At 64.4% G+C, this 18,059-nt stretch carries 19 protein-coding genes and 1 tRNA gene; 8 read left to right on the top strand and 12 right to left on the bottom strand.

The genetic code is table 11. The features are described from left to right. Positions 1-14: 14 nt before the first annotated feature. From AC50X5_RS15180 to AC50X5_RS15155, 6 genes are all read right to left on the bottom strand, one after another. Positions 15-1,247: an NYN domain-containing protein gene (locus tag AC50X5_RS15180; protein ID WP_494976904.1), complete on the bottom strand. Its 1,233-nt coding sequence runs from the start codon at positions 1,245-1,247 to the stop codon at positions 15-17. Further along, on the bottom strand, positions 1,244-2,221 hold the full coding sequence (locus AC50X5_RS15175) for a DMT family transporter (protein WP_494976903.1): 978 nt from the start codon (positions 2,219-2,221) through the stop codon (positions 1,244-1,246). The genes AC50X5_RS15180 and AC50X5_RS15175 overlap by 4 nt, the downstream gene beginning before the upstream one ends. Beyond that, positions 2,218-2,811 carry a TetR/AcrR family transcriptional regulator gene (locus AC50X5_RS15170; protein WP_494976902.1) on the bottom strand — a complete coding sequence of 198 codons (594 nt, stop codon included), beginning with the start codon at positions 2,809-2,811 and terminating at the stop codon, positions 2,218-2,220. Before AC50X5_RS15170 ends, AC50X5_RS15175 begins: the two co-directional genes overlap by 4 nt. A 158-nt stretch (positions 2,812-2,969) precedes the next feature. Continuing rightward, entirely contained in the window at positions 2,970-4,265 is a 1,296-nt protein-coding gene (locus AC50X5_RS15165; RefSeq protein WP_494976901.1) for an MFS transporter, read from the bottom strand. Further along, positions 4,262-4,726, bottom strand: coding sequence for a MarR family winged helix-turn-helix transcriptional regulator (locus AC50X5_RS15160; protein ID WP_494976900.1), 465 nt, complete (start codon positions 4,724-4,726; stop codon positions 4,262-4,264). The genes AC50X5_RS15165 and AC50X5_RS15160 overlap by 4 nt, the downstream gene beginning before the upstream one ends. 246 nt (positions 4,727-4,972) lie before the next feature. Further along, positions 4,973-5,584, bottom strand: a complete 612-nt coding sequence (locus AC50X5_RS15155; RefSeq protein WP_494976899.1) for a GyrI-like domain-containing protein — start codon at positions 5,582-5,584, stop codon at positions 4,973-4,975. Between the two features lie 228 nt (positions 5,585-5,812). On the opposite strand from AC50X5_RS15155, the gene AC50X5_RS15150 reads away from it, so the two are divergent. Next, the gene (locus AC50X5_RS15150; protein ID WP_330188298.1) at positions 5,813-6,112 is read left to right on the top strand and encodes a DUF4193 domain-containing protein; all 300 of its coding nucleotides are present in this window, start codon (positions 5,813-5,815) and stop codon (positions 6,110-6,112) included. Positions 6,113-6,504: 392 nt separating this feature from the next. Next, the gene (locus tag AC50X5_RS15145) at positions 6,505-7,341 is read left to right on the top strand and encodes an SGNH/GDSL hydrolase family protein (RefSeq protein WP_494976898.1); all 837 of its coding nucleotides are present in this window, start codon (positions 6,505-6,507) and stop codon (positions 7,339-7,341) included. A gap of 119 nt (positions 7,342-7,460) precedes the next feature. Here the strand turns inward: AC50X5_RS15145 and AC50X5_RS15140 are convergent. Further along, positions 7,461-7,533, bottom strand: a tRNA-Thr gene (locus tag AC50X5_RS15140). Between the two features lie 276 nt (positions 7,534-7,809). Here AC50X5_RS15140 and AC50X5_RS15135 point away from each other — a divergent pair. Beyond that, complete coding sequence (locus AC50X5_RS15135; RefSeq protein WP_494976968.1) at positions 7,810-8,457, top strand: HAD family hydrolase; 648 nt, start codon at positions 7,810-7,812, stop codon at positions 8,455-8,457. Between the two features lie 24 nt (positions 8,458-8,481). On the opposite strand, the gene AC50X5_RS15130 is transcribed toward AC50X5_RS15135, so the two are convergent. The 3 genes from AC50X5_RS15130 to tmk are packed head-to-tail and all read right to left on the bottom strand — an operon-like array spanning position 8,482 to position 11,885. Next, positions 8,482-10,071, bottom strand: coding sequence for an alpha/beta hydrolase (locus tag AC50X5_RS15130; RefSeq protein ID WP_494976897.1), 1,590 nt, complete (start codon positions 10,069-10,071; stop codon positions 8,482-8,484). A gap of 18 nt (positions 10,072-10,089) precedes the next feature. Further along, positions 10,090-11,232, bottom strand: coding sequence for a DNA polymerase III subunit delta' (locus AC50X5_RS15125; protein WP_494976896.1), 1,143 nt, complete (start codon positions 11,230-11,232; stop codon positions 10,090-10,092). Continuing rightward, positions 11,229-11,885, bottom strand: coding sequence for a dTMP kinase (gene tmk, locus AC50X5_RS15120; protein ID WP_494976895.1), 657 nt, complete (start codon positions 11,883-11,885; stop codon positions 11,229-11,231). Before tmk ends, AC50X5_RS15125 begins: the two co-directional genes overlap by 4 nt. Positions 11,886-11,977: 92 nt before the next feature. Here tmk and AC50X5_RS15115 point away from each other — a divergent pair, with 92 nt between their 5' ends. Further along, positions 11,978-13,162 carry a trans-sulfuration enzyme family protein gene (locus AC50X5_RS15115; RefSeq protein ID WP_494976894.1) on the top strand — a complete coding sequence of 395 codons (1,185 nt, stop codon included), beginning with the start codon at positions 11,978-11,980 and terminating at the stop codon, positions 13,160-13,162. Positions 13,163-13,186: 24 nt separating this feature from the next. Continuing rightward, a complete protein-coding gene (locus tag AC50X5_RS15110; RefSeq protein WP_494976967.1) occupies positions 13,187-13,525 on the top strand; it encodes a DUF2516 family protein in 339 nt (112 codons plus the stop codon). 4 nt (positions 13,526-13,529) lie between these two features. Here AC50X5_RS15110 and AC50X5_RS15105 read toward each other — a convergent pair whose 3' ends face one another. Continuing rightward, a complete protein-coding gene (locus AC50X5_RS15105) occupies positions 13,530-14,381 on the bottom strand; it encodes a class I SAM-dependent methyltransferase (RefSeq protein ID WP_494976893.1) in 852 nt (283 codons plus the stop codon). A 90-nt stretch (positions 14,382-14,471) separates the two neighbouring features. Here AC50X5_RS15105 and AC50X5_RS15100 point away from each other — a divergent pair, with 90 nt between their 5' ends. Next, the gene (locus tag AC50X5_RS15100; protein WP_493984070.1) at positions 14,472-15,221 is read left to right on the top strand and encodes a phosphoglyceromutase; all 750 of its coding nucleotides are present in this window, start codon (positions 14,472-14,474) and stop codon (positions 15,219-15,221) included. A gap of 86 nt (positions 15,222-15,307) precedes the next feature. Here the strand turns inward: AC50X5_RS15100 and phoU are convergent, their stop codons facing one another. Then, entirely contained in the window at positions 15,308-15,967 is a 660-nt protein-coding gene (gene phoU / locus AC50X5_RS15095; protein WP_463936969.1) for a phosphate signaling complex protein PhoU, read from the bottom strand. Between the two features lie 196 nt (positions 15,968-16,163). On the opposite strand from phoU, the gene AC50X5_RS15090 reads away from it, so the two are divergent. Together AC50X5_RS15090 and AC50X5_RS15085 are read left to right on the top strand one after the other, a co-directional pair. Beyond that, the gene (locus AC50X5_RS15090; RefSeq protein WP_494976966.1) at positions 16,164-17,375 is read left to right on the top strand and encodes a sensor histidine kinase; all 1,212 of its coding nucleotides are present in this window, start codon (positions 16,164-16,166) and stop codon (positions 17,373-17,375) included. Then, positions 17,372-18,052, top strand: coding sequence for a response regulator (locus AC50X5_RS15085; RefSeq protein WP_463936970.1), 681 nt, complete (start codon positions 17,372-17,374; stop codon positions 18,050-18,052). The genes AC50X5_RS15090 and AC50X5_RS15085 overlap by 4 nt, the downstream gene beginning before the upstream one ends. Positions 18,053-18,059: the final 7 nt, after the last annotated feature.

Raw genomic sequence — 18,059 nt, 5'->3', positions numbered from 1 at the left:
TCCGCTTTGCTTTGTCAGCCCTCGAGTAAGCCTCCGCTGGCCCACCGCCGCACGGCCTGGGCCTCGGCAGCGTCGAACTCCAGGAGCGCCACCCGGCAGAGTTCCTCTACGTTCGCGGTCCAGGCGGCAGCCAATTCTTCGGCAGTCACCGTGTCGGTGAGCTGGAAATTGACGTAAGCCAGGCCCTGAAGGACGAAGTTCACGGCGTTGCGCGAGACCGGCTGGCCGGCGTTCACACAGTCGTCCCGCACCGCACGGGAGAGTTCAGTGCGGTTGGACAGGTTCTCGCGGAGCCTGGCTTCCAGGGAGCGGAACATCTGCCGGAACTGAAATTCGGAAAGTGCGGGCACGTCCGTGACTCTGGTGACCTGCTCCTCGACGCCGGGCTGGAGATCCGCAGGTGAGGGCAGGTCCTCGCCGGAGAACCTCCGGCCGTCCCAGACCCAACCGCCCTGGACCGGGGAGTACTCCACCCACTGGCCGATCTGGGCCACCCACGAGCCGAACTTACCGTAGCCGCCCCAGTCATTCTTCAGGGAGGGGTCGGCCACCAGGGCGCGGTGCGCCACCATCGCGCCAACGACCGGCCCGGGCGCGGAATGCACGAACTCGATGACCTCGTGGACGGCCGGGGAAACGGCTTTGACCTTGGCCTTGGCCGCGGCGGCAGGAGTCTGATCCCCGGACGCCACGGGATGGATGGACTCCACCGTGGTGCCGTTGATGATCGCCACGAAGTCGTGCGCCTCCACCACATGGTCCGCCATCTCCCGGTACGCAAAGGCCACGGCGCCGGCGGCGATGACGGTGGTCATCCGGTCGGCCGCCCGGAACCGTTGGACCAGCGACGTGAAGTCGGCGTCGGCCGAGGCGATGAAGAATTCTTCTATGCCGCCACCGCCGGACAGGGCATCCATGGCGTCCAGCACCAGGTTGATATCCGTGCTGCTCTTGCCGCGCTGCGTCAGCGAGGGGCAGTCGATTACCCTGAAGCCCGCACGGGTCCAGTAGGTCCGGTACTTGGAGTACACCACCGGGTTCAGGTAGCAGTTGCGAATCAGGAAGCGGCGGGAACCTTCACCGGAGCCTCCCGCGGACAAGGCGTCCGCCCAATGTTTGGGGTCCTCGGCAAACCGTTTTGCCGCCATGGGGTCAAGAGCCTGCAGGCCCGTGTAAACGTTGTCGAAATCCACAAACATGGCGGCGCGGATGCCAGGCCGCCGGGAGGGAATCAGTGCCTCGTTCATGGGCTAAGTTTGCCAGCAACCTCAGCCTCGAGCGACGGTTTGCTCTTCGAGACCCTCTTACCGGGCAATGTCAGGACGAACAGGCTGCCAATGATCATGCCCGCGCCGATCCATGCGGGCACCGGAAGCCGTTCGCCCACGATCACCACGGCCAGAATGGCGGCCACCACCGTCTCCGTCAGCGAGATGGTGGTGGCCGTGCTGGCCCGGACGCGCGCCAGGCCCCAGCCGAACAGGACGTAGCCGGCAAACATCGGAACAACTGCCATGTAGATGCCGGCGGCCAGGTTTTGCCAGGATGCTGTCAATGGCGCCCCGGTGACCGCCAGCACGGGCATCAGCAGCAGGCCGCCGATCCCGAAGATGGACCCCATGGCAGCCGCCGACGGTACCCCGGTGGTCATGAGCCTGTGAGCGGCCCAGGAGTAGAGGGCATACGTCAGTCCCGCGAAGAGCCCCAGCCCGATTCCGGCAACCGTGGACCAGGCGGACGTGGATGCGCCATTGCCGTGCCCGGCGTCCGCGAAGCACAGCAGGAGCGCCCCGGACACTCCCAGGGCAGCACCTGCAGCCCACCTGCGCGTGAAGGGCCGCTTGTCCACCATCCGTTCCACCACCGCGGAAGCCAGGGGAGCGGAGCCGATGGAAACTACCGTGCCCACCGCAACGCCAGCCAGATGCATCGATGAGTAGAAAGCCAGCGGATAGCTTGCAACTGCGACGGCACCCAGGGCGAGGGTTCGCCGCTGGCTTTGCAGGAGCGCTGAATGTGCCACGATGGGCCGGGCCGCTATGGACGCCTGCAGCAGCCCGCCGAACCCCATGGCCACCGCGCCGATTGCCAGCGGGCTGACCCCGGGGGCGAACGTGGCAGCGGTGCCTGTGGTTCCCCACAGGATGGAAGCGGCCAGGACGAAGAATGCTCCCCACGCGCTCCGGCTTATGGTGACCCTGTTTTCCGCCTGGGATCTCACGCTGCGTCCAGCATGGTTGCCGCGAGGCCCCGCGCCTCGAGCAGACAGCGATCCGTGCCTTCCAGTCCGGCGCGGGCCATGGACCCCTCCAGCAGAAATGCCAGATGCCGGGCCATAGGAACGGCGCGGTCCCTGGGGAAAAGTTCTGCCAGGGGGTCCAGCAGCAGTGTTTCAACTTCTTCCTTGTGGCGACGCACCGCGTCCCGGCCCGGCTCCCCAGCGGGAAGTTCTGCCGCGGCGTTCAGCAAACCACATCCCCGGAAGCCATGCTCATAGGCCATGTTCGCGTGATCCGCGTAGGCATCGAAAACTGCGAGGACCCGATCGCGGGGGCTGCCGGCCCCGGCCAGCCTGGCCCGGTACAGGCCCAGCCATTCCTCGTGGCGGGCCGTCAGGTATGCAGCAACCAGCTCGGACTTCGACGCGAAGTTGTTGTACAGGCTCTTCTTGGCCACCCCTGCCTCCGCCGTGATGGCGTCGATTCCGGTTCCGGCGAGGCCGTCTGCATAAAACCGCCGCGCCGCTGCCTCAAGGAGGGCCTCCCGGGCAGGCCGTCGCCGGGTGGCGGGCAGCGGAAGCGTTTCAGGCATCAATTCTCCGTAGTCGCTTGCTTGAGTAGGTAGCCCATTCTACCTACTCAAGGAGGTGTTGCGTAAGTCCCGCAAACTTGAGCGCGAACTCGCCAAAACATACAGCGGCGGGAGGTGCCGCCGTCGTACACGCCTTCGACTTTGCCGGACTGCTGCGGCTACTGCCCTCCAGGACGATTGACTCCCGGCACTGACCCGTGTGCGTTCTGTTCGCCATCGCTGTCCGGCGGTAGCGGTACCGGGAGAACCGCTGCGCGATTGCGGCGCCGGACAACGATGAGTGCTGTTCCTGCACCCAGCAGCACGATCAAGCCCCCGCCGGCAACGGACCACCGCGCTCCGAGTTCGGTGGCTACCCATCCAATTAGTGGCGCGCCCAGGGCGGTGCCGCCGTGCAGCACCGAGAGGTAGAACGCCATCACCCGGCCGCGGAACTGCGGGTCCACGGAGAGCTGAATACGTGTGTTACAGCTGTTGAGGAATGTCATCAAGGCAAGGCCCACCAACGCCAGAACAGCGGCATACGTCCAATACGACGGCGCGACGCTGGCGACCAGCGAGAAGAACCCCAGTCCCAGTGCCCCACCCAGCAGGACCCGAAGCCGGGGGAATGGCCTGCTGGCGGCGAGCAAGGCGGCCGCCAGCGTCCCGACTGCCATGATGGTGCCGAGGAGCCCGAACTCGCCCGGGCCCACGCCGAACTCCGCCGTTGCCATCAATGCGTTGGTCACCTGGAAGTTCATGCCGAACGAGGCCACCAGGGCAACCAGGACCAGAATCATGACCAGCTCGGGGTTGGCGCGCACGTACCGCAGCCCCTCAGACACCTGGTGCTTTCCGCGGGCGGCGGGTGTGGACGGAAACAGCTGCGCCCCGCGGATCCGGGCCAGCGAGACGATGACGGCCAGGAAGCTGGCTGCGTTGAGCAGGAAAACCGGTCCGGTGCCGATCCAGGCAATGAGCAGGCCGGCGATGGCAGGGCCGGCCAGCCTGCCTGCGTTGAATGAGGCCGAGTTGAGCGCCACGGCGTTGGGCAGGTCTTTATGGCTCACCACTTCGGAGACGAACGCCTGCCGGGCGGGGCCGTCAAACGCACTGGCTACGCCCAGGCACAGGGCAGCCACATAGATTTGCCACAACTGGGCCGATCCCAGCACTACCAGGAGGCCCACTACCAGGGCGCAGATGCCCATGGCGCTCTGGGTCCATACCAGGATGCGCCGTTTGCTGTGCCGGTCCGCCAGCAGGCCCGCATAGGGGCCCAGGATCAGCATGGGCAGGAACTGTAATCCGGTGGTGATGCCGACGGCTGTGCCGGAATGGTCGGTCAGGACGGTGAGCACCAGCCAGTCCTGGGCAACCCGCTGCATCCAGGTGCCGATGTTGGAGACCAGGGCGCCGCCAGCCCACATCCGGTAATTGCGGTTTTCCAGGGCGCGGAACGTGGTGATCACTTGGCACTCATTTCCAGCATCAGCTGCGCAGCCCGGCTCAGTATCAGGCGATCCTCGTCGCTTAGCACGGCCACCCGCTGGGCGAGCCAGGCGGTGCGGTGGCTGCGGGCCTCGTCAATTACCGTTTCGCCGGCGGGGGTGATGGACAGCAGGACCTGACGGCCATCATCCGGGTGGCCGGTACGCGTGACCAGGCCCTGTTCGGCGAGGGCGTTGGTGATCCGGGTCATCGAGGGTGCCTGGACGTTTTCGAGTTGCGCAAGTTCGCGCAGGGTGCGGGAACCCTTTTGAAGGTGGGTCAGTGCCGCGTACTGCCCGGGTGAGACGAAGTCGCCGCTCGCTTCAGTGCGCAACCTGCGGGAGGTCCGCATGATGGCGATCCGCAGGTCGATCGCCAGCATGTCTGGACGGGTGTGCTCCTTAGGGTTCCACGTTTCCTTGGCCTGGCTGCCATGCGTCATGGAAGGTCTCCCGTTTTCGTTAGCATCGTTAATTAGCGTTGCTAACGATTATTCCGCAGACGCGGGGAGATTTCCAGCCTGCTCCGCGTTGGCCCGTTTCGATGGTTCCCTGCCCACGCGACGTTAGGGGACATCGAGAGGGCACGGAACCATCGAAACGGCGGGCCGGGTGGGAGGGGAGGCGGGCAGGAGGAAAGCGGACGACGGCGGCACCTGCCGCCGTCGTCCGCTCTTCTCGCCCTTGGGCTACTGGCGCCGGGGCTTCACCGGGTACCGCAGCACCGTCCGCAATTTTTCCGGAGGTACGCGCCGGAAATCGGTCACGTAGATTTCGTGATGCAGGCCGTTATATTCGAGCCCGCGCTCGTCCATGAACTGTTCCATGATGCGCACGGATTCCGGCTCGGTGTCGAAAGGCCCATGGTGCATCATCTGCACGCATTGGCCTTCGTTCAGTTCCTTGTAATGGACCTTCCCGATGGCCTCGTTCTCCGGCTTTTTGGCGGCTGCCGTGGTTTTCGCCGCGTTCAGAGCCTCCTCACTGACGAACTCCGGGAGCCGGATCAGCAGCGTCCAGCTCCATTCCTCGCGCGGCACCTCGGCAGCCGGCAAATGGACGTCGAACCACCACAGGCCCTCCTGTTTGGCCACAGTGAAATCCTGCCCCTGGGCCTTCGCGGCAAACTTCGCGGCGTAGGCCACCGGGTACAAAGCCTCCATGGCCGCGGTGTGCTCAGGACCGCCCGGAGCGCCGCGTCCACTGATGGCCACGTAGGGGATCGTCCCGAAGGCGGCCAGGACCGGCCTGTTCGGAGGGTTGTAGTAGTCCGGATGCTGCAGACGGAGGTCCGATTTCACGGCAGGTCCCTTCATCGCGGGTACAAAACGTCGGTACTTTCGAGCCTATGACAGCCAAAGGAAAACGGACGACGGCGGGAGGTTTCCGCCGTCGTCCGCTTCCTCATCCTTCACCCGCCAGCTTGGCCGTGTATAGTTCGCTAATTGTCCCCGGGTTGGGAATATCCGCAAGATGCTGTACGTTGCAGACGCGACAAGGCAAGAACTAGAGAAAAGAGTTGCACCGAATTGGCAGCCGATTACGACGAACTCCGGTCAGACGTTAAGGAGTCCCAGGACAAGTCCCTGGAGGCCCTGCGTTCCGCGAACACGCCAGATGCCCGCAGCGTGGTACTGGAGCTGGATGAAGCGGACAATGTTGACGGGGTCAACCTTCCTGGCGACTTCATCGCCGAGGAACTGGTTGTCCAGGTCATCCCGCAAGCCAGCGACGAGTTCACCTGCTGGTCCTGCTTCCTGGTCCGCCACCGCTCTCAGCTGGCCCGGGAAAAGAATGGCCATGCGTACTGCGTGGAATGTGAAGGCTAAAACCTGATCCACCCTATGATCCCTCCCGCCGGCTGCACCATCAGCCGGCGGGAGGGATTTTTTGGTTACCCCCACCCCGTGCTTGGCGGCAGGGGTGGCCACAGAAGCATGGACCTTGTCCCAGTCCTCCAGATCGGTTTCACCTCCAGGTGCCTGCCTGCCGGCAATGCCCGCAGTATTGACCGCGTATCGAAACGAACCGTACGTGTCGACGGCGTGACGGACCGGCGGCATTCCAAGGCCCCCCAACCAATCTTTATGGTTTGAATTTATGGAGCCGCGGCGCTGGACACGGGCCAGAACGGGGACGTACCGTCGGCTAGTACGCGTCGGCAACTCTGGCAGTGCGTGTTGCCGGCCGGCAACACCTCCGGCCTACCGAGGAGATGGCTGTGCCGAAAGTTGCGCGCTTCCTGCTCCTGCCGTTTGTCATGCTCGCGGCGATCACGGCTGCGCAGCCAATCCCGACCGCGCCGCCGCCAGTCTCGTCGCCACCGCCGCCGACCTCCATGGCCGCCCTGGGCGACTCCATTACCCGTGCCCTGGCAGTGTGTTGTTCGAACAGCGACAACTCCGTCCACTCATGGACCACCGGACAGGGTCCCGGCGACGGCGTCATCAGCCACTATGAGCGGCTGATGAGGCTGGAACCCGCCATCGCCGGGCGCAACCACAACAACGCCGTCAGCGGGTCCAGAGCCAGGCATCTTCCTAGCCAGGCCACGGTGGCAGTGGAGCAGAACGTGGAATACGTGACCATCCTGATCGGAGCAAACGACCTTTGCGCCTCGTCTGCAGCCACGATGACGTCCGAGACGGAATTTGCTGCGCACATCGAAACCGCTTTGGCGACGCTCGACCGCGGAATACCGAAGGCCCGCATCTTCGTCAGCAGCATCCCGGACCTCTACCAACTGTGGGAGGCTTTGGAAAGCAACGCCGATGCACGTGAGGCATGGTCCCGCGGCACCTGTCCATCGATGCTTGCTGCCGGCAACACCGAAGAGCAGCGGCAGTTGGTGGACAAGCGGAAACTCGCGTTCGACCAGATCCTTGCCGACGAGTGCTCCCAGTACAAGAACTGCCGTTGGGACAACAACGCTGTGCACGGCTTCAAGTTCTCGGCAGGCGACGTGAGCGTCCTCGATTACTTCCATCCGAGCCTGGAGGGCCAGGCGCATCTGGCTGATCTCACGTGGCAGGCGTCATGGTGGGGCAGCCAGCGGTGAGGGAGGTGCTGATGCCCCGCCGCAGAACCCGCAGACGTACTTGCCCCTAAGGGTTCAGCCCAACCAACAAAAAACCCCGCATCATCGTTAGAGTCAACGACAAAACGGGGTTCTTACCGAGCTTCCTATCAGAATCGAACTGATGACCTTTTCATTACGAGTGAAACGCTCTACCGACTGAGCTAAGGAAGCACCGCATGCTCATACCGGGCGTGCCGATCGGATCATGCAAGAGTCAACTGTAATGGAGTCTGCGCGTCCGGGTCAAAATGGGCTCAGCAGGCGCTGGGCGGGTGTCCCTTTTGACGTTGTCCTGAAGTTCACCTTGCGGTCGCGGCGGATTCAGCCGCTGATCCGGGCCGCCGCGGAAGCTGGGGAGATACACAGCCGAATGGGGGATGAAGGGTGAAGATTTCACTGGTTGATGATGCAGCGGGAAGGCCGGGCATCAAGCTGGCCGTCCTGGCAATGGTAGGGACAACGGTGTCCGACGGCGGACTTCTGGACAGCGCGCTGACACGGGTTTTGGCCGAGCAGGGAATCCAGGAGGGCTCGCCGGAGTATGCCGCAATGATGCAGTATGCCCGGCAGGTTTCGGGGACGTCCAAGCTGGAAGTGTTCAGCCGGTTCTTCACTGGACCAGGCAGGGCAGACGAAGCGAACCGCAGCTTTGAATGGCATTGCGACGAACTCATCGGCTCCGGGGCAATCACTCCAATTCCCGGTGCCGAGGAGGCAATAGCGAAGCTGCAGACGGGCGGGATCCAGGTCTGCCTGGCCACCGGATTCGGCCGGCACACCCAGAACACGCTGCTGGAAAAACTCGGCTGGATGGGGCTGGCGGACCTTAGTCTCTGCCCCGCCGACGCCGGCCGCGGAAGGCCGTACCCGGACATCATCCTGACAGCCGTCCTGGCTCTTGATCTCGACGACGTGCGTTCGGTTGCCGTGGTGGGGGATTCGACGGCGGACATCCAGTCAGGCCTGTGCGCCGGAGCCGGTATCGTAGCCGGCGTGCTGACCGGAGCCCACGATGAGGCGGCCCTCCGGGCGGCGGGCGCTACCGCCGTCGTTCCTTCCATTGCGGAGGTTCCGCGACTGCTGACGGCAGTCTGATCTCCGAAGGGATCAGAACGCCGGTCAGCAGATGGTGTTGTCCGCAGGCATGGTGCCCTGCAGGAAGTACTGGTCAACAATGTTCGTGACGCAGTTGTTGGATCGGCCGTAAGCCGTGTGGCCTTCGCCCTGCCAGGTGACCAGGGCGGCGTTTTCCAGCTGCTTGCGCAGCGAGGCGGCCCATTCCACCGGCGTGGCCGGATCACCCGTGGTACCGATCACCACAATGGGCGCTTCGCCGGAGTACTCAACCGGCGCGGGGGTCCGGACGTTCTTGTGGGGCCAGTCCATGCAGGTGGTCCCGCCATAGGCGAGGAAGCTGCCGAACGTGGGGGAGGCCTCGCGGAGCCGCTGTTCCTCGGCGCGCATTGCCGCGGTGTCCGTGACCATTGGGTAGTCCAGGCAGTTGACGGCAGTGAAAGCGAACGTCGCGTTGGACCCGTAGGTTCCGTTGCTTTCGCGGTCCGCACCGAAATCGGAGAGGTTCAGCATGGGCGTTACGTTGCCCTTGATGGCCTCAGCAAAGGCTGCTGTCAGCATGGGCCAGTTCGCATTGCTGTACAGCGGAGTGATGATGCCGTTGACGAACATGGTGGCGTTGACCTGCCGCCCGTCAGCCGCGGCCCGAGGGTGCTGGTTGATGTCGTTGATGAGGGCCTGGATCTGCCCTACTGCCTCGTCCACGCTGCCTTTGAAGGGACAGTCGGTACCGGTCTTGCAGGATGCAATATATGTTCGCAGGGTTTTCTCGAAAGCCACGGCCTGCCCGTAGGTCACTTCTTCATTGCTGAGCGCGGGATCAATGGCGCCGTCCAGGACCATCCGGCCAACGTTGTCCGGGAACAGGGAGGCGTACACGGAACCGAGGAACGTTCCATAGGAGTACCCCAGGTAGTTCAGTTTGGTGTCATTGGACACTGCCCGGAGGATGTCCATGTCCTTGGCTGCCGAGTTCGTGTCGATGAACCCGAGCACGGGACCTGTCTGCTCGGCGCATTTCGCGGCGGTGGCCTGGTTGTCCGCCCTCGCGGAGGCCAGCCCGGCGTCCGTGCCCAGCTCGTAGACCTTGGCCCTGGCCTCGTCACGTTCTTTGTCCGTCATGCAGGTTACCGGCGCCGAGCGCTTCACCCCGCGCGGATCGAAGCCCAGGAGGTCGTAGTTGGAGCGCATTTCGTCGGAGAAATACATTGTTCCGGCATCCAGGACAAAGTCGTAGCCGGAGCCGCCGGGTCCGCCGGGGTTGACCAGCAGCGTGCCCTGCTTCTCACCTGTGGCGGGCATCCGCAGCGCGGAGATCGTGATGCTCTCGGCGCCGGGGTTGGCATAGTCCACGGGCACCTTGACGTCCGCACACAGGTAGTCGGTTTCGCACGGCTCCCAGGAGACCTGCTGTGCATAGTACTCAGACAGGCCTTCCGGGGCTGACGCCACAATGGAAGGGTCCGCCGTTGCCAGCGTTGGGCCCGGCGGCTCCTGCTCCTGGCCGGGCAGAAGCGTGCATGAGGTCAGGAGCATCGCCGCGGCGACAGCCCCCGCCGTCCCGGCAAGCGATCCCTGGAGCCGCCGTGACCTGTCGGATCGCTGGCGGGCGGGACGTGCGGGTAGGAAGGTCATGCATTCTCCTGGGTGGGTCTAGATCAGGCTGGAGGCCATGGATTCGATGGCAAGCAGCGGGGCAACATTGGTGGTGGTAATCCGCTGCCGCGCCTTGTTGATGGCGTCCATCCTGGACAGCGTGACCTCAGCGGTGGACTGGTCCGCGAAGTCCTCGATCTCACTGCGAAGCTCAACGTTCACCAGCTCCACGGCGTTCCCCATCTGAACGATCAGCACATCGCGGTAGAAGGAGAGCAGGTCCGTCAGTGTACGGTCCAGCGAATCGGTAATGGATCTCTTGGCCCGGCGCTTTTGGTCGTCCTCAAGCTGCTTGAGCTGGCCGCGCAGCGCCGGTGGCAGGTTGCCGCCCTCCGGGGCGCCGAGCGTGGCCAGGAGCGCAGCCTTCTCCGCTGCGTCGCGTTCTTCATTGGAACTGCCGGCTTCCGCGGTAGCGATTTTGACCAGTTTGTCCGCCATCATCACGGCAGCGGTGACTCCGCGTAGTCCCAACGGAAAGCGTACGGTCTCCAGCCGGCGTTCACGCGCGTCCGCGTCCCTCGCCAGCCGCCGGGCAATCCCCACATGGCTTTGGGCTGCCCGTGCCGCGCGTTCGGCCAGAACGGGATCGACGCCGTCGCGCCTCACCAGGAGACGGGCGACGTCCGCTGCCGGGGGGATGCGCAGGGCCACCGGACGGCAGCGCGACCGGATGGTGACCAGGACGTCAGCGGGCGACGGCGCGCACAGCATCCAGATGGTGCGTGGGGTGGGCTCCTCGATCGCCTTGAGCAGGACGTTGGTGGTGCGCTCGGCCATGCGGTCCGCATCCTCGACGACGATGATCCGCCACCGGCCGGTGGAGGGCCGGTTGCCGGCCGACGACACCAGATCCCGGGCTTCGTCGATGGTGATAGTGACTTTTTCAGTCCGCACGAACGTAACGTCCGGATGCGTCTCAGCCAGGATCGTGTGGCAGGAAGCGCAGGATCCGCAGCCGCGGTCCGTCAGCTGGTCCTGGTCGCAGTTGAGCGCTGCTGCAAAGGCTTTTGCCGCGTTTGAGCGCCCTGAACCGGGCGGGCCTGTGAACAGCCAGGCGTGGGTCAGGGCCTCTGCCTGCGATGCCGTGCGGAGTTGCGTGACTACGGCGTCCTGGCCCTGGAGATCGTCCCAGACGGTCATGGCACGAGGGTGTTCCGCGCGGCCATCAGGGCCAGCACCCTGTCCAGGATCTGCGCGGCAAGATCGTCTATAGGGAGCTTGGCCGGCAGCACCAGGTACTGGTCCGGCCGGGCGGCCGCCAGCTGCAGGAAGGCGTCCCGGATCCGTGCATGGAACTCGTCCGCTTCGGATTCCAGGCGGTCTTCCCGAGCATCGTTGGCGGTGCGGCGCCGGCGCCCGTCGGCGGGCTCGACGTCGAGGAGGACTGTGAGGTCCGGCGACAGCATGCCGGTGGCCCACTCGTTCAACGAACGGACCGCCCCGGTGCCCAGGGCGCGGCCGGCGCCCTGGTAAGCGACTGAAGAATCAATGTAGCGGTCCGTCAGGACTGTTTCGCCGCGCACCAGCGCCGGACGGATGACCTGCTCGGCATGGGCGGCACGGGATGCCGCGAAAATGAGCGCCTCAGTGCGGGCGTCAATGTGGCCGTGCCCGTGATCAAGGACCAGCGACCGGAGTTTCTCGCCAATAGGGGTGCCGCCCGGCTCGCGGGTGCGAAGTATCGTCAGGCCACGGTTTGCCAGGGCTTCGGCCAGCCGGGCAGCCTGCGTCGATTTCCCGGCGCCATCACCGCCTTCAAATGCGATGAAAAGTCCGGGCTTCTGCGTAGTCACTTATCAAGCCTACCGACAATCGCTGTCAGCTTTTCCCTGCGCAGGCGTAACCGCTTTTTCCTGTGGACAACGGCGGGGCATACCCTATGCCCATGAGTCTTTCGGAGCAGCACGCGCAGTCCCTGTCGGCGGAAACCCTGGTAGTCGCTGCCGGCCGGCCACCCCGGGAACGGGACCAGCCGGTTAATCCGCCTATCGTGCTGTCCTCCACCTACTTCGGCACCGGGCCGCTGGCCGACGGCGAACGTGGCTACGGCCGTTACGCCAACCCCAGCTGGGAGCCGTTCGAGGAAGCCCTGGGCCAGCTGGAAGGTGCCGCGCTGCCCGGCCTGCTCTATGCCTCCGGGCTTGCGGCCGTCAGCTCCGCGCTGACGCTGATCCCGGCGGGCGGAGTCCTGGTGATGCCGTCGCACAGCTATGCCGGCTCGCTGGTGATGGCTTCAGAAATGGCTGAAAAGGGATTCCTGGAGCTGCGCACCGTTGACATTGCGGACACCGACGCCGTGCGCGGTCAACTTGCGCCCGCCGGTGGACGGCCCGCCAGCATGCTGTGGCTGGAAAGCCCCACCAACCCGATGCTTGGCATCGCGGACATCCAGGCACTTACTAAAGCAGCACACGACGTCGGCGCCATAGTGGTCACGGATAACACCTTCTCCACGCCGTTGGTGCAGCAGCCGCTGAAACTGGGTTCCGACGTCGTACTCCATTCGGTGACCAAATACCTGGCCGGACATTCCGACGTCGTCCTGGGCGCACTGGTGACATCGAATCCGGACATCCGCGCGGCGCTGCTGCACCACCGGATCATCCATGGCGCCATCGCCGGACCCTTCGAGGCCTGGCTCGCGCTGCGGGGGCTCCGCACCTTGGCGTTGCGGGTGGAGCGGTCACAAGCGTCGGCCGCGGTCCTGGCAGAGCGGCTCAGCAGGCATCCGCTAGTGGAAGCGATCCGGTTCCCGGGCTTGGCGACGGATCCGGGGCATGGGCGTGCTACCAAGCAGATGAAGGGTTTCGGTTCCATTGTGTGCATCCAGGTGGCACCCACCGCAGGCCTGGGTGGCGCTGCAGCCGCTGACCGGCTGGTCGCGGGCCTAAAGCTGTGGTTGCCCGCTACGTCCCTGGGCGGAGTTGAGTCGCTGATCGAACGGCGGCGCCGGCACGCGGCTGAACCCCTCAGCGTGCCGGAGAACCTGGTCCGGCTCAGCGTGGGAATTGAAAATGTCGAAGACCTCTGGGCCGATTTGGAACAGGCGTTTGCCGCCCTGGACGGCTAGGCTGGACGGGTGGACGGAACTGTGATGATTTCTTATGTGGAGCAAGCCATCTTTTTTGTGCTTGCGCTCGTCGCGCTGGGCCTTGAGATCTGGGCCTTCGTCGACTGTCTCCGGCACAAGGCGGCTTCCTTTGAAGCAATGGGCAAGAGGACCAAGGGTTTCTGGCTGGCTCTGACCGGCGGCGCCACCCTCATCGGCCTGATCTCCTTCTTCGGCAGCGGCGGCGGTCTCTTCGGAACCCTGGGGCTCTTCGGCCTTGCCGCTGTCGTGGCAGCCTCCGTTTACCTCGCTGACGTCCGCCCGGCAGTCCGCGACGCCGGACGCGGCGGCACCCGCAATACGGGGCCCTACGGCGGCTGGTAGAAACTTAACGCCTGGCCTCCGCCAGGGGCTCTACTGCTTCCCACGCCACCGTCAGTTCCCCCAGGCGCCAGCGGGAGACGCCGTCGTGTACCGGCCACCCGCCGTCGCGCAGTGCCCTGCACATAGCCGTCCAGCGCTGGCGGTTGCCGAACCCTGCCAGCGGCGCCGCTTCCAGCCAGGCGCGGTCCATCGCCTGCAGCAGCCGGTGAACCGGCTCGCCCGGGACGTTGCGGTGGATGAGGGCTTTGGGCAGCCGTTCAGCCACCTCGGAGGGCAGCTCAAAACTCCCGAACCGCATGGACATGCTCAGGCTCAGCGGTCCCTCCCGGTCAAGGGCAATCCAGCTCACCCGCCGGCCAATCTCATCGCACGTCCCGTCGATGAACAGGCCGTCTCCGGACAGCCGGTCCTGGACAATGCGCCACACTGCTGCGACGTCTTTCTCCTCGTATTGGCGCAGTACGTTAAAGGCGCGCACCACCACGGGATTGCCTGCCACCGGCAGCTCAAATCCGCCGGAATGGAAGCTGAGGCCCGGTTGCTCCAGCGGCAGGGCAGCGCGCACCCGCTCAGGCTCAATCTCGATCCCGCATACCCGCACGTCCGGTCTAATGACCTTCAATCGCAGGAAAAGTTCGACGGCGGTGGCCGGCGTTGCGCCGTAGCCCAAGTCCACCACGAGAGGGTCAGCTGCACGGCGCAGGCGCCACGCCTGGGTTCCGGTAAGCCAGCGGTCCACGCGGCGCATCCGGTTCGGGTTGGTGGTTCCGCGGGTGACGTTGCCGATGGGCTTGCCGGCAGTGCCGTTCCTGCCTGGCTTTCGCGCGGAGGCCACCCGCTCAGCTTTCTGCACCACCCGCCAAGACTAGCGGGCTCAATGGTTGCGATGTAACGCGCGGCTGTAACGCCCGGCAAGGGATGTTTCCGCTCCGCTAGGATGAAATTCATGACTTACAAGCTGATTCTGCTGCGCCACGGCCACAGCGAATGGAACGCCAAGAACCTGTTCACCGGCTGGGTGGACGTTGACCTGAACGACCAAGGACGCACCGAGGCCGTCCGCGGCGGCGAGCTGCTGGTTGAGCACGATGTGCTCCCGGACATCCTGTACACATCACGCCTGAAGCGTGCCATCAACACTGCCAACCTGGCACTGGACAGGGCCGATCGCGGCTGGATCGACGTCAAGCGCGACTGGCGCCTCAATGAGCGCCACTACGGTGCCCTGCAGGGCAAGGACAAGGCCCAGACCCTTGCTGAGTACGGCGAGGAACAGTTCATGGAATGGCGCCGCTCCTACGACACCCCGCCGCCGCCGCTCGCGGACGATTCCGAGTTCTCCCAGGTGGGCGACCCCCGCTACCAGGACATCGGAGACGGCGCAGTTCCCCGCACCGAATGCCTCAAAGACGTCCTGGTCCGGTTGCTGCCGTACTGGGAGTCGGACATCAAGGAAGACCTCAAGGCCGGCAAGACCGTGCTGGTCACGGCGCACGGCAACTCACTGCGCGCCCTGGTCAAGCACCTTGACGGCATCAGCGACGACGCCATCGCCGCCCTGAACATCCCCACGGGCATTCCCTTGGTTTACGATCTGGATGAAAACTTCCAGCCGATCAAGGCCGGCGGCACCTACCTGGATCCGGATGCCGCTGAGGCAGCGATCATGGCAGTGGCCAACCAGGGTAAAAAGTAACTCTTCGCTGGCGCTGCAGTTTAGTGACGCCGGCCGGTCACCTTGCACAAGGTGACCGGCCGGCGTCGTACGCTATCTGGCGGAAACTAGACCACTTCGCCGTTCGGGTGCCAGTCGCCGGTAACCAGGTAGGTGACCTTCTGGGCGACCGAAACGCCGTGATCGGCGAAACGCTCGAAGTAGCGGCTGGCCAGGGCAACGTCCACGGTGGTGGCCGGTGTTTCCTTCCAGTCGCTGCTGGCGATGGCCTGGAACACGCTGGCGTGCAGGTCGTTGACCTTGGCGTTGGCCTTGAGGATCTCGCGCGCTACGTCAAGGTTGCGCGTTTCCAGCAGTTCGGTCACCTTGGCCGCAATGAGGCTGTCCTGTTCGGCAAAGTTCTTGAACGTTTCGGTCATCGGGGCGGGAATGACGTTGGCGGGGTAGCGCAACCGCGCGAGCTGGGCAAGGTGCCGGGCGAGGTCGCCCATGCGCTCGAGGGAGGCGCTCATACGGAGCGAGCCGACGATCATACGGAGGTCGCTGGCTACCGGACCCTGCAGGGCAAGGATGTCGATGGCGCGTTCGTCGAGGCTGTTCTGCAGGAAGTCGATGCGGGCGTCAGCTGCAATGACATCCTGGGCAAGATCGACGTCCGCTGTTTCAAAGGACGTGGTTGCATTGTCAATCGCTGCACTGACGAGTTTTGAAATTTCGATCAGGTCCTCGCCCACCTGGGCGAGCTCTTTCTGAAAAACCTTACGCACGTAGGCGTCCTTTCCTTGGAAACCCGCGGCGGTCGCCGGATTTCATCTTGCCGGTCGGCAGTCCAACTCCTGACTCTCTCAGTCCAGGGTGAACTGTTCGGCACTGCAAGATGAACGTTAGCTGAACCGGGGCAACATTGGCGAAGTATCGGCAGATTGGTTGATGCGGAGAGCATAAGCTGGTGCCGTGGACCCCATGCTCATTGCCGTCGTCGCTGGCCTCATTGGCCTGTCTTTGGGCATTTTCGGCGTGCTTGCGTTCCGACTCAGCGAACGCCAGCGCCAGCTGGTGGACATCGACTTCGAAGAGCCCATCCTGCCTACGGGTTCTGCAGAAGTCCTGGCCGTCGTAGGACGGGCCTTTGTTGTAGTGGATGCTATCGACGGCGTGGTGCGTGCCAGCCCTGCCGCCTATGCCTATGGCCTGGTCCGTGGACACACTGTGGTGCACCGCGAGCTACTGGACATGACGGCGGGTGTGCGCCGGGATGGCGTCATCCTTGAGAAGGAACTGGAACTCCCGCGCGGTCCGCTCGGCCAGGGCACCATCATCGTCCAGATCCGCGCAGCCATGCTTGGTGAGGAATACATCGTCCTGCTGGCGGATGACCGCACTGAGATTACCCGTACCGAACAGATCCGCAACGACTTCGTGGCCAATGTTTCCCATGAACTGAAAACGCCTGTGGGTGCGATTTCCCTGCTGGCCGAAGCGCTTGAATCGTCAGCGGACGACGAAGAAGCCGTGCGCCGTTTCACCAAACGCATGCACAAGGAGTCAGCCCGCCTTGCGGCGCTGGTCCAGGATATCATCGAGCTCTCCCGACTTCAGGGCGCCGGGCTGGCGCAGCAGAGCCAACCCGTGGACATCAATGCGATCATCAGCGAGGCCGTAGACCGTTCGCAACTGCCGGCCGAAAGCAAAAATATTGCGATCGTCATCGGTGGGAGAGTCGAGGCCAGGGTGTACGGCGACCCCGATCTGCTGGTCACCGCGCTGCGGAACCTGATCGACAACGCCATCCAATACTCCCCGGAAAATACCACTGTAGGAATCGGGGTGCGGGCCAAGGACGGTTTGATCTCCGTGTCGGTGACGGACCAGGGCGCTGGGCTCAAGCCGGAGGACCAGGAACGGGTATTTGAGCGTTTCTACCGTGTGGACACCGCGAGGTCCCGGCATACCGGTGGCACGGGCCTCGGGCTCAGCATCGTCAAGCATGTCGCCTCCAACCACGGCGGCGAGGTGACCGTCTGGTCCCAGCCCGGCCAAGGTTCAACGTTTACGCTTCGGCTTCCGGAGATGGAGGGGCAGGAGCAACAAAAGCCCGCTCCCCGGCCAGGGCACCGCGGTGCCGATCATCGAACTGACGTCCATGGCGTCCACGAGCAAGGAGCTAGCGCTTGAGCAGGATTCTCATAGTTGAGGACGAGGAATCGTTCAGTGATCCACTGTCCTATCTGCTGGGCAAGGAAGGTTTCGAAGTTGAGGTGGTGGACAACGGCCTCGATGCCATCACCGAGTTCGATCGCAACGGCGCCGACCTTGTGCTCCTGGACCTCCAGCTCCCCGGCCAGTCCGGCACCGAGGTTTGCCGTCAGTTGCGCCAGCGTTCCACGGTTCCGGTCATCATGCTCACTGCCAAGGATTCTGAGATAGACAAGGTTGTGGGCCTGGAACTCGGCGCTGACGACTATGTCACCAAACCATACTCTTCCCGCGAGCTGGTCGCACGGGTGCGTGCCGTGCTGCGCCGCCAGGGTGAACCGGAAGAGCTGGTCGCCTCCACGGTGCAGGCCGGGCCCGTCCGGATGGACATTGAACGGCATGTGGTCAGCGTAGGCGGGGAACATGTGTCCCTGCCGCTGAAGGAGTTCGAGCTGCTGGAGATGCTGCTGCGCAATTCCGGCAGGGTCCTGACCCGAGGGCAGCTGATTGACAGGGTGTGGGGCTCTGACTACGTCGGCGACACCAAAACCCTGGATGTCCACGTGAAGCGGCTCCGCAGCAAGATCGAGCCGGACCCGTCCCTGCCGCGGTATCTGGTGACCGTCCGCGGCCTCGGGTACAAGTTCGAGCCCTAGGCCAGGG

It is taken from the genome of Pseudarthrobacter sp. MDT1-40-2, assembly GCF_059383595.1.
The sequence above is the reverse complement of the archived record's forward strand: the minus strand, read 5'-3'. Positions and strand labels throughout refer to the sequence as shown.

Bases quoted from the DNA above. Each gene is read 5' to 3' on its own strand.
- AC50X5_RS15100 (WP_493984070.1), top strand. From the start codon at position 14,472: ATGACTTACAAGCTGATTCTGCTGCGCCACGGCCACAGCGAATGGAAC.
- AC50X5_RS15110 (WP_494976967.1), top strand. From the start codon at position 13,187: ATGATTTCTTATGTGGAGCAAGCCATCTTTTTTGTGCTTGCGCTCGTC.
- AC50X5_RS15130 (WP_494976897.1), bottom strand. From the start codon at position 10,071: ATGACCTTCCTACCCGCACGTCCCGCCCGCCAGCGATCCGACAGGTCA.
- AC50X5_RS15115 (WP_494976894.1), top strand. From the start codon at position 11,978: ATGAGTCTTTCGGAGCAGCACGCGCAGTCCCTGTCGGCGGAAACCCTG.
- AC50X5_RS15170 (WP_494976902.1), bottom strand. From the start codon at position 2,811: ATGCCTGAAACGCTTCCGCTGCCCGCCACCCGGCGACGGCCTGCCCGG.
- AC50X5_RS15160 (WP_494976900.1), bottom strand. From the start codon at position 4,726: ATGACGCATGGCAGCCAGGCCAAGGAAACGTGGAACCCTAAGGAGCAC.
- AC50X5_RS15135 (WP_494976968.1), top strand. From the start codon at position 7,810: ATGGTAGGGACAACGGTGTCCGACGGCGGACTTCTGGACAGCGCGCTG.
- AC50X5_RS15090 (WP_494976966.1), top strand. From the start codon at position 16,164: ATGCTCATTGCCGTCGTCGCTGGCCTCATTGGCCTGTCTTTGGGCATT.
- AC50X5_RS15180 (WP_494976904.1), bottom strand. From the start codon at position 1,247: ATGAACGAGGCACTGATTCCCTCCCGGCGGCCTGGCATCCGCGCCGCC.
- AC50X5_RS15125 (WP_494976896.1), bottom strand. From the start codon at position 11,232: ATGACCGTCTGGGACGATCTCCAGGGCCAGGACGCCGTAGTCACGCAA.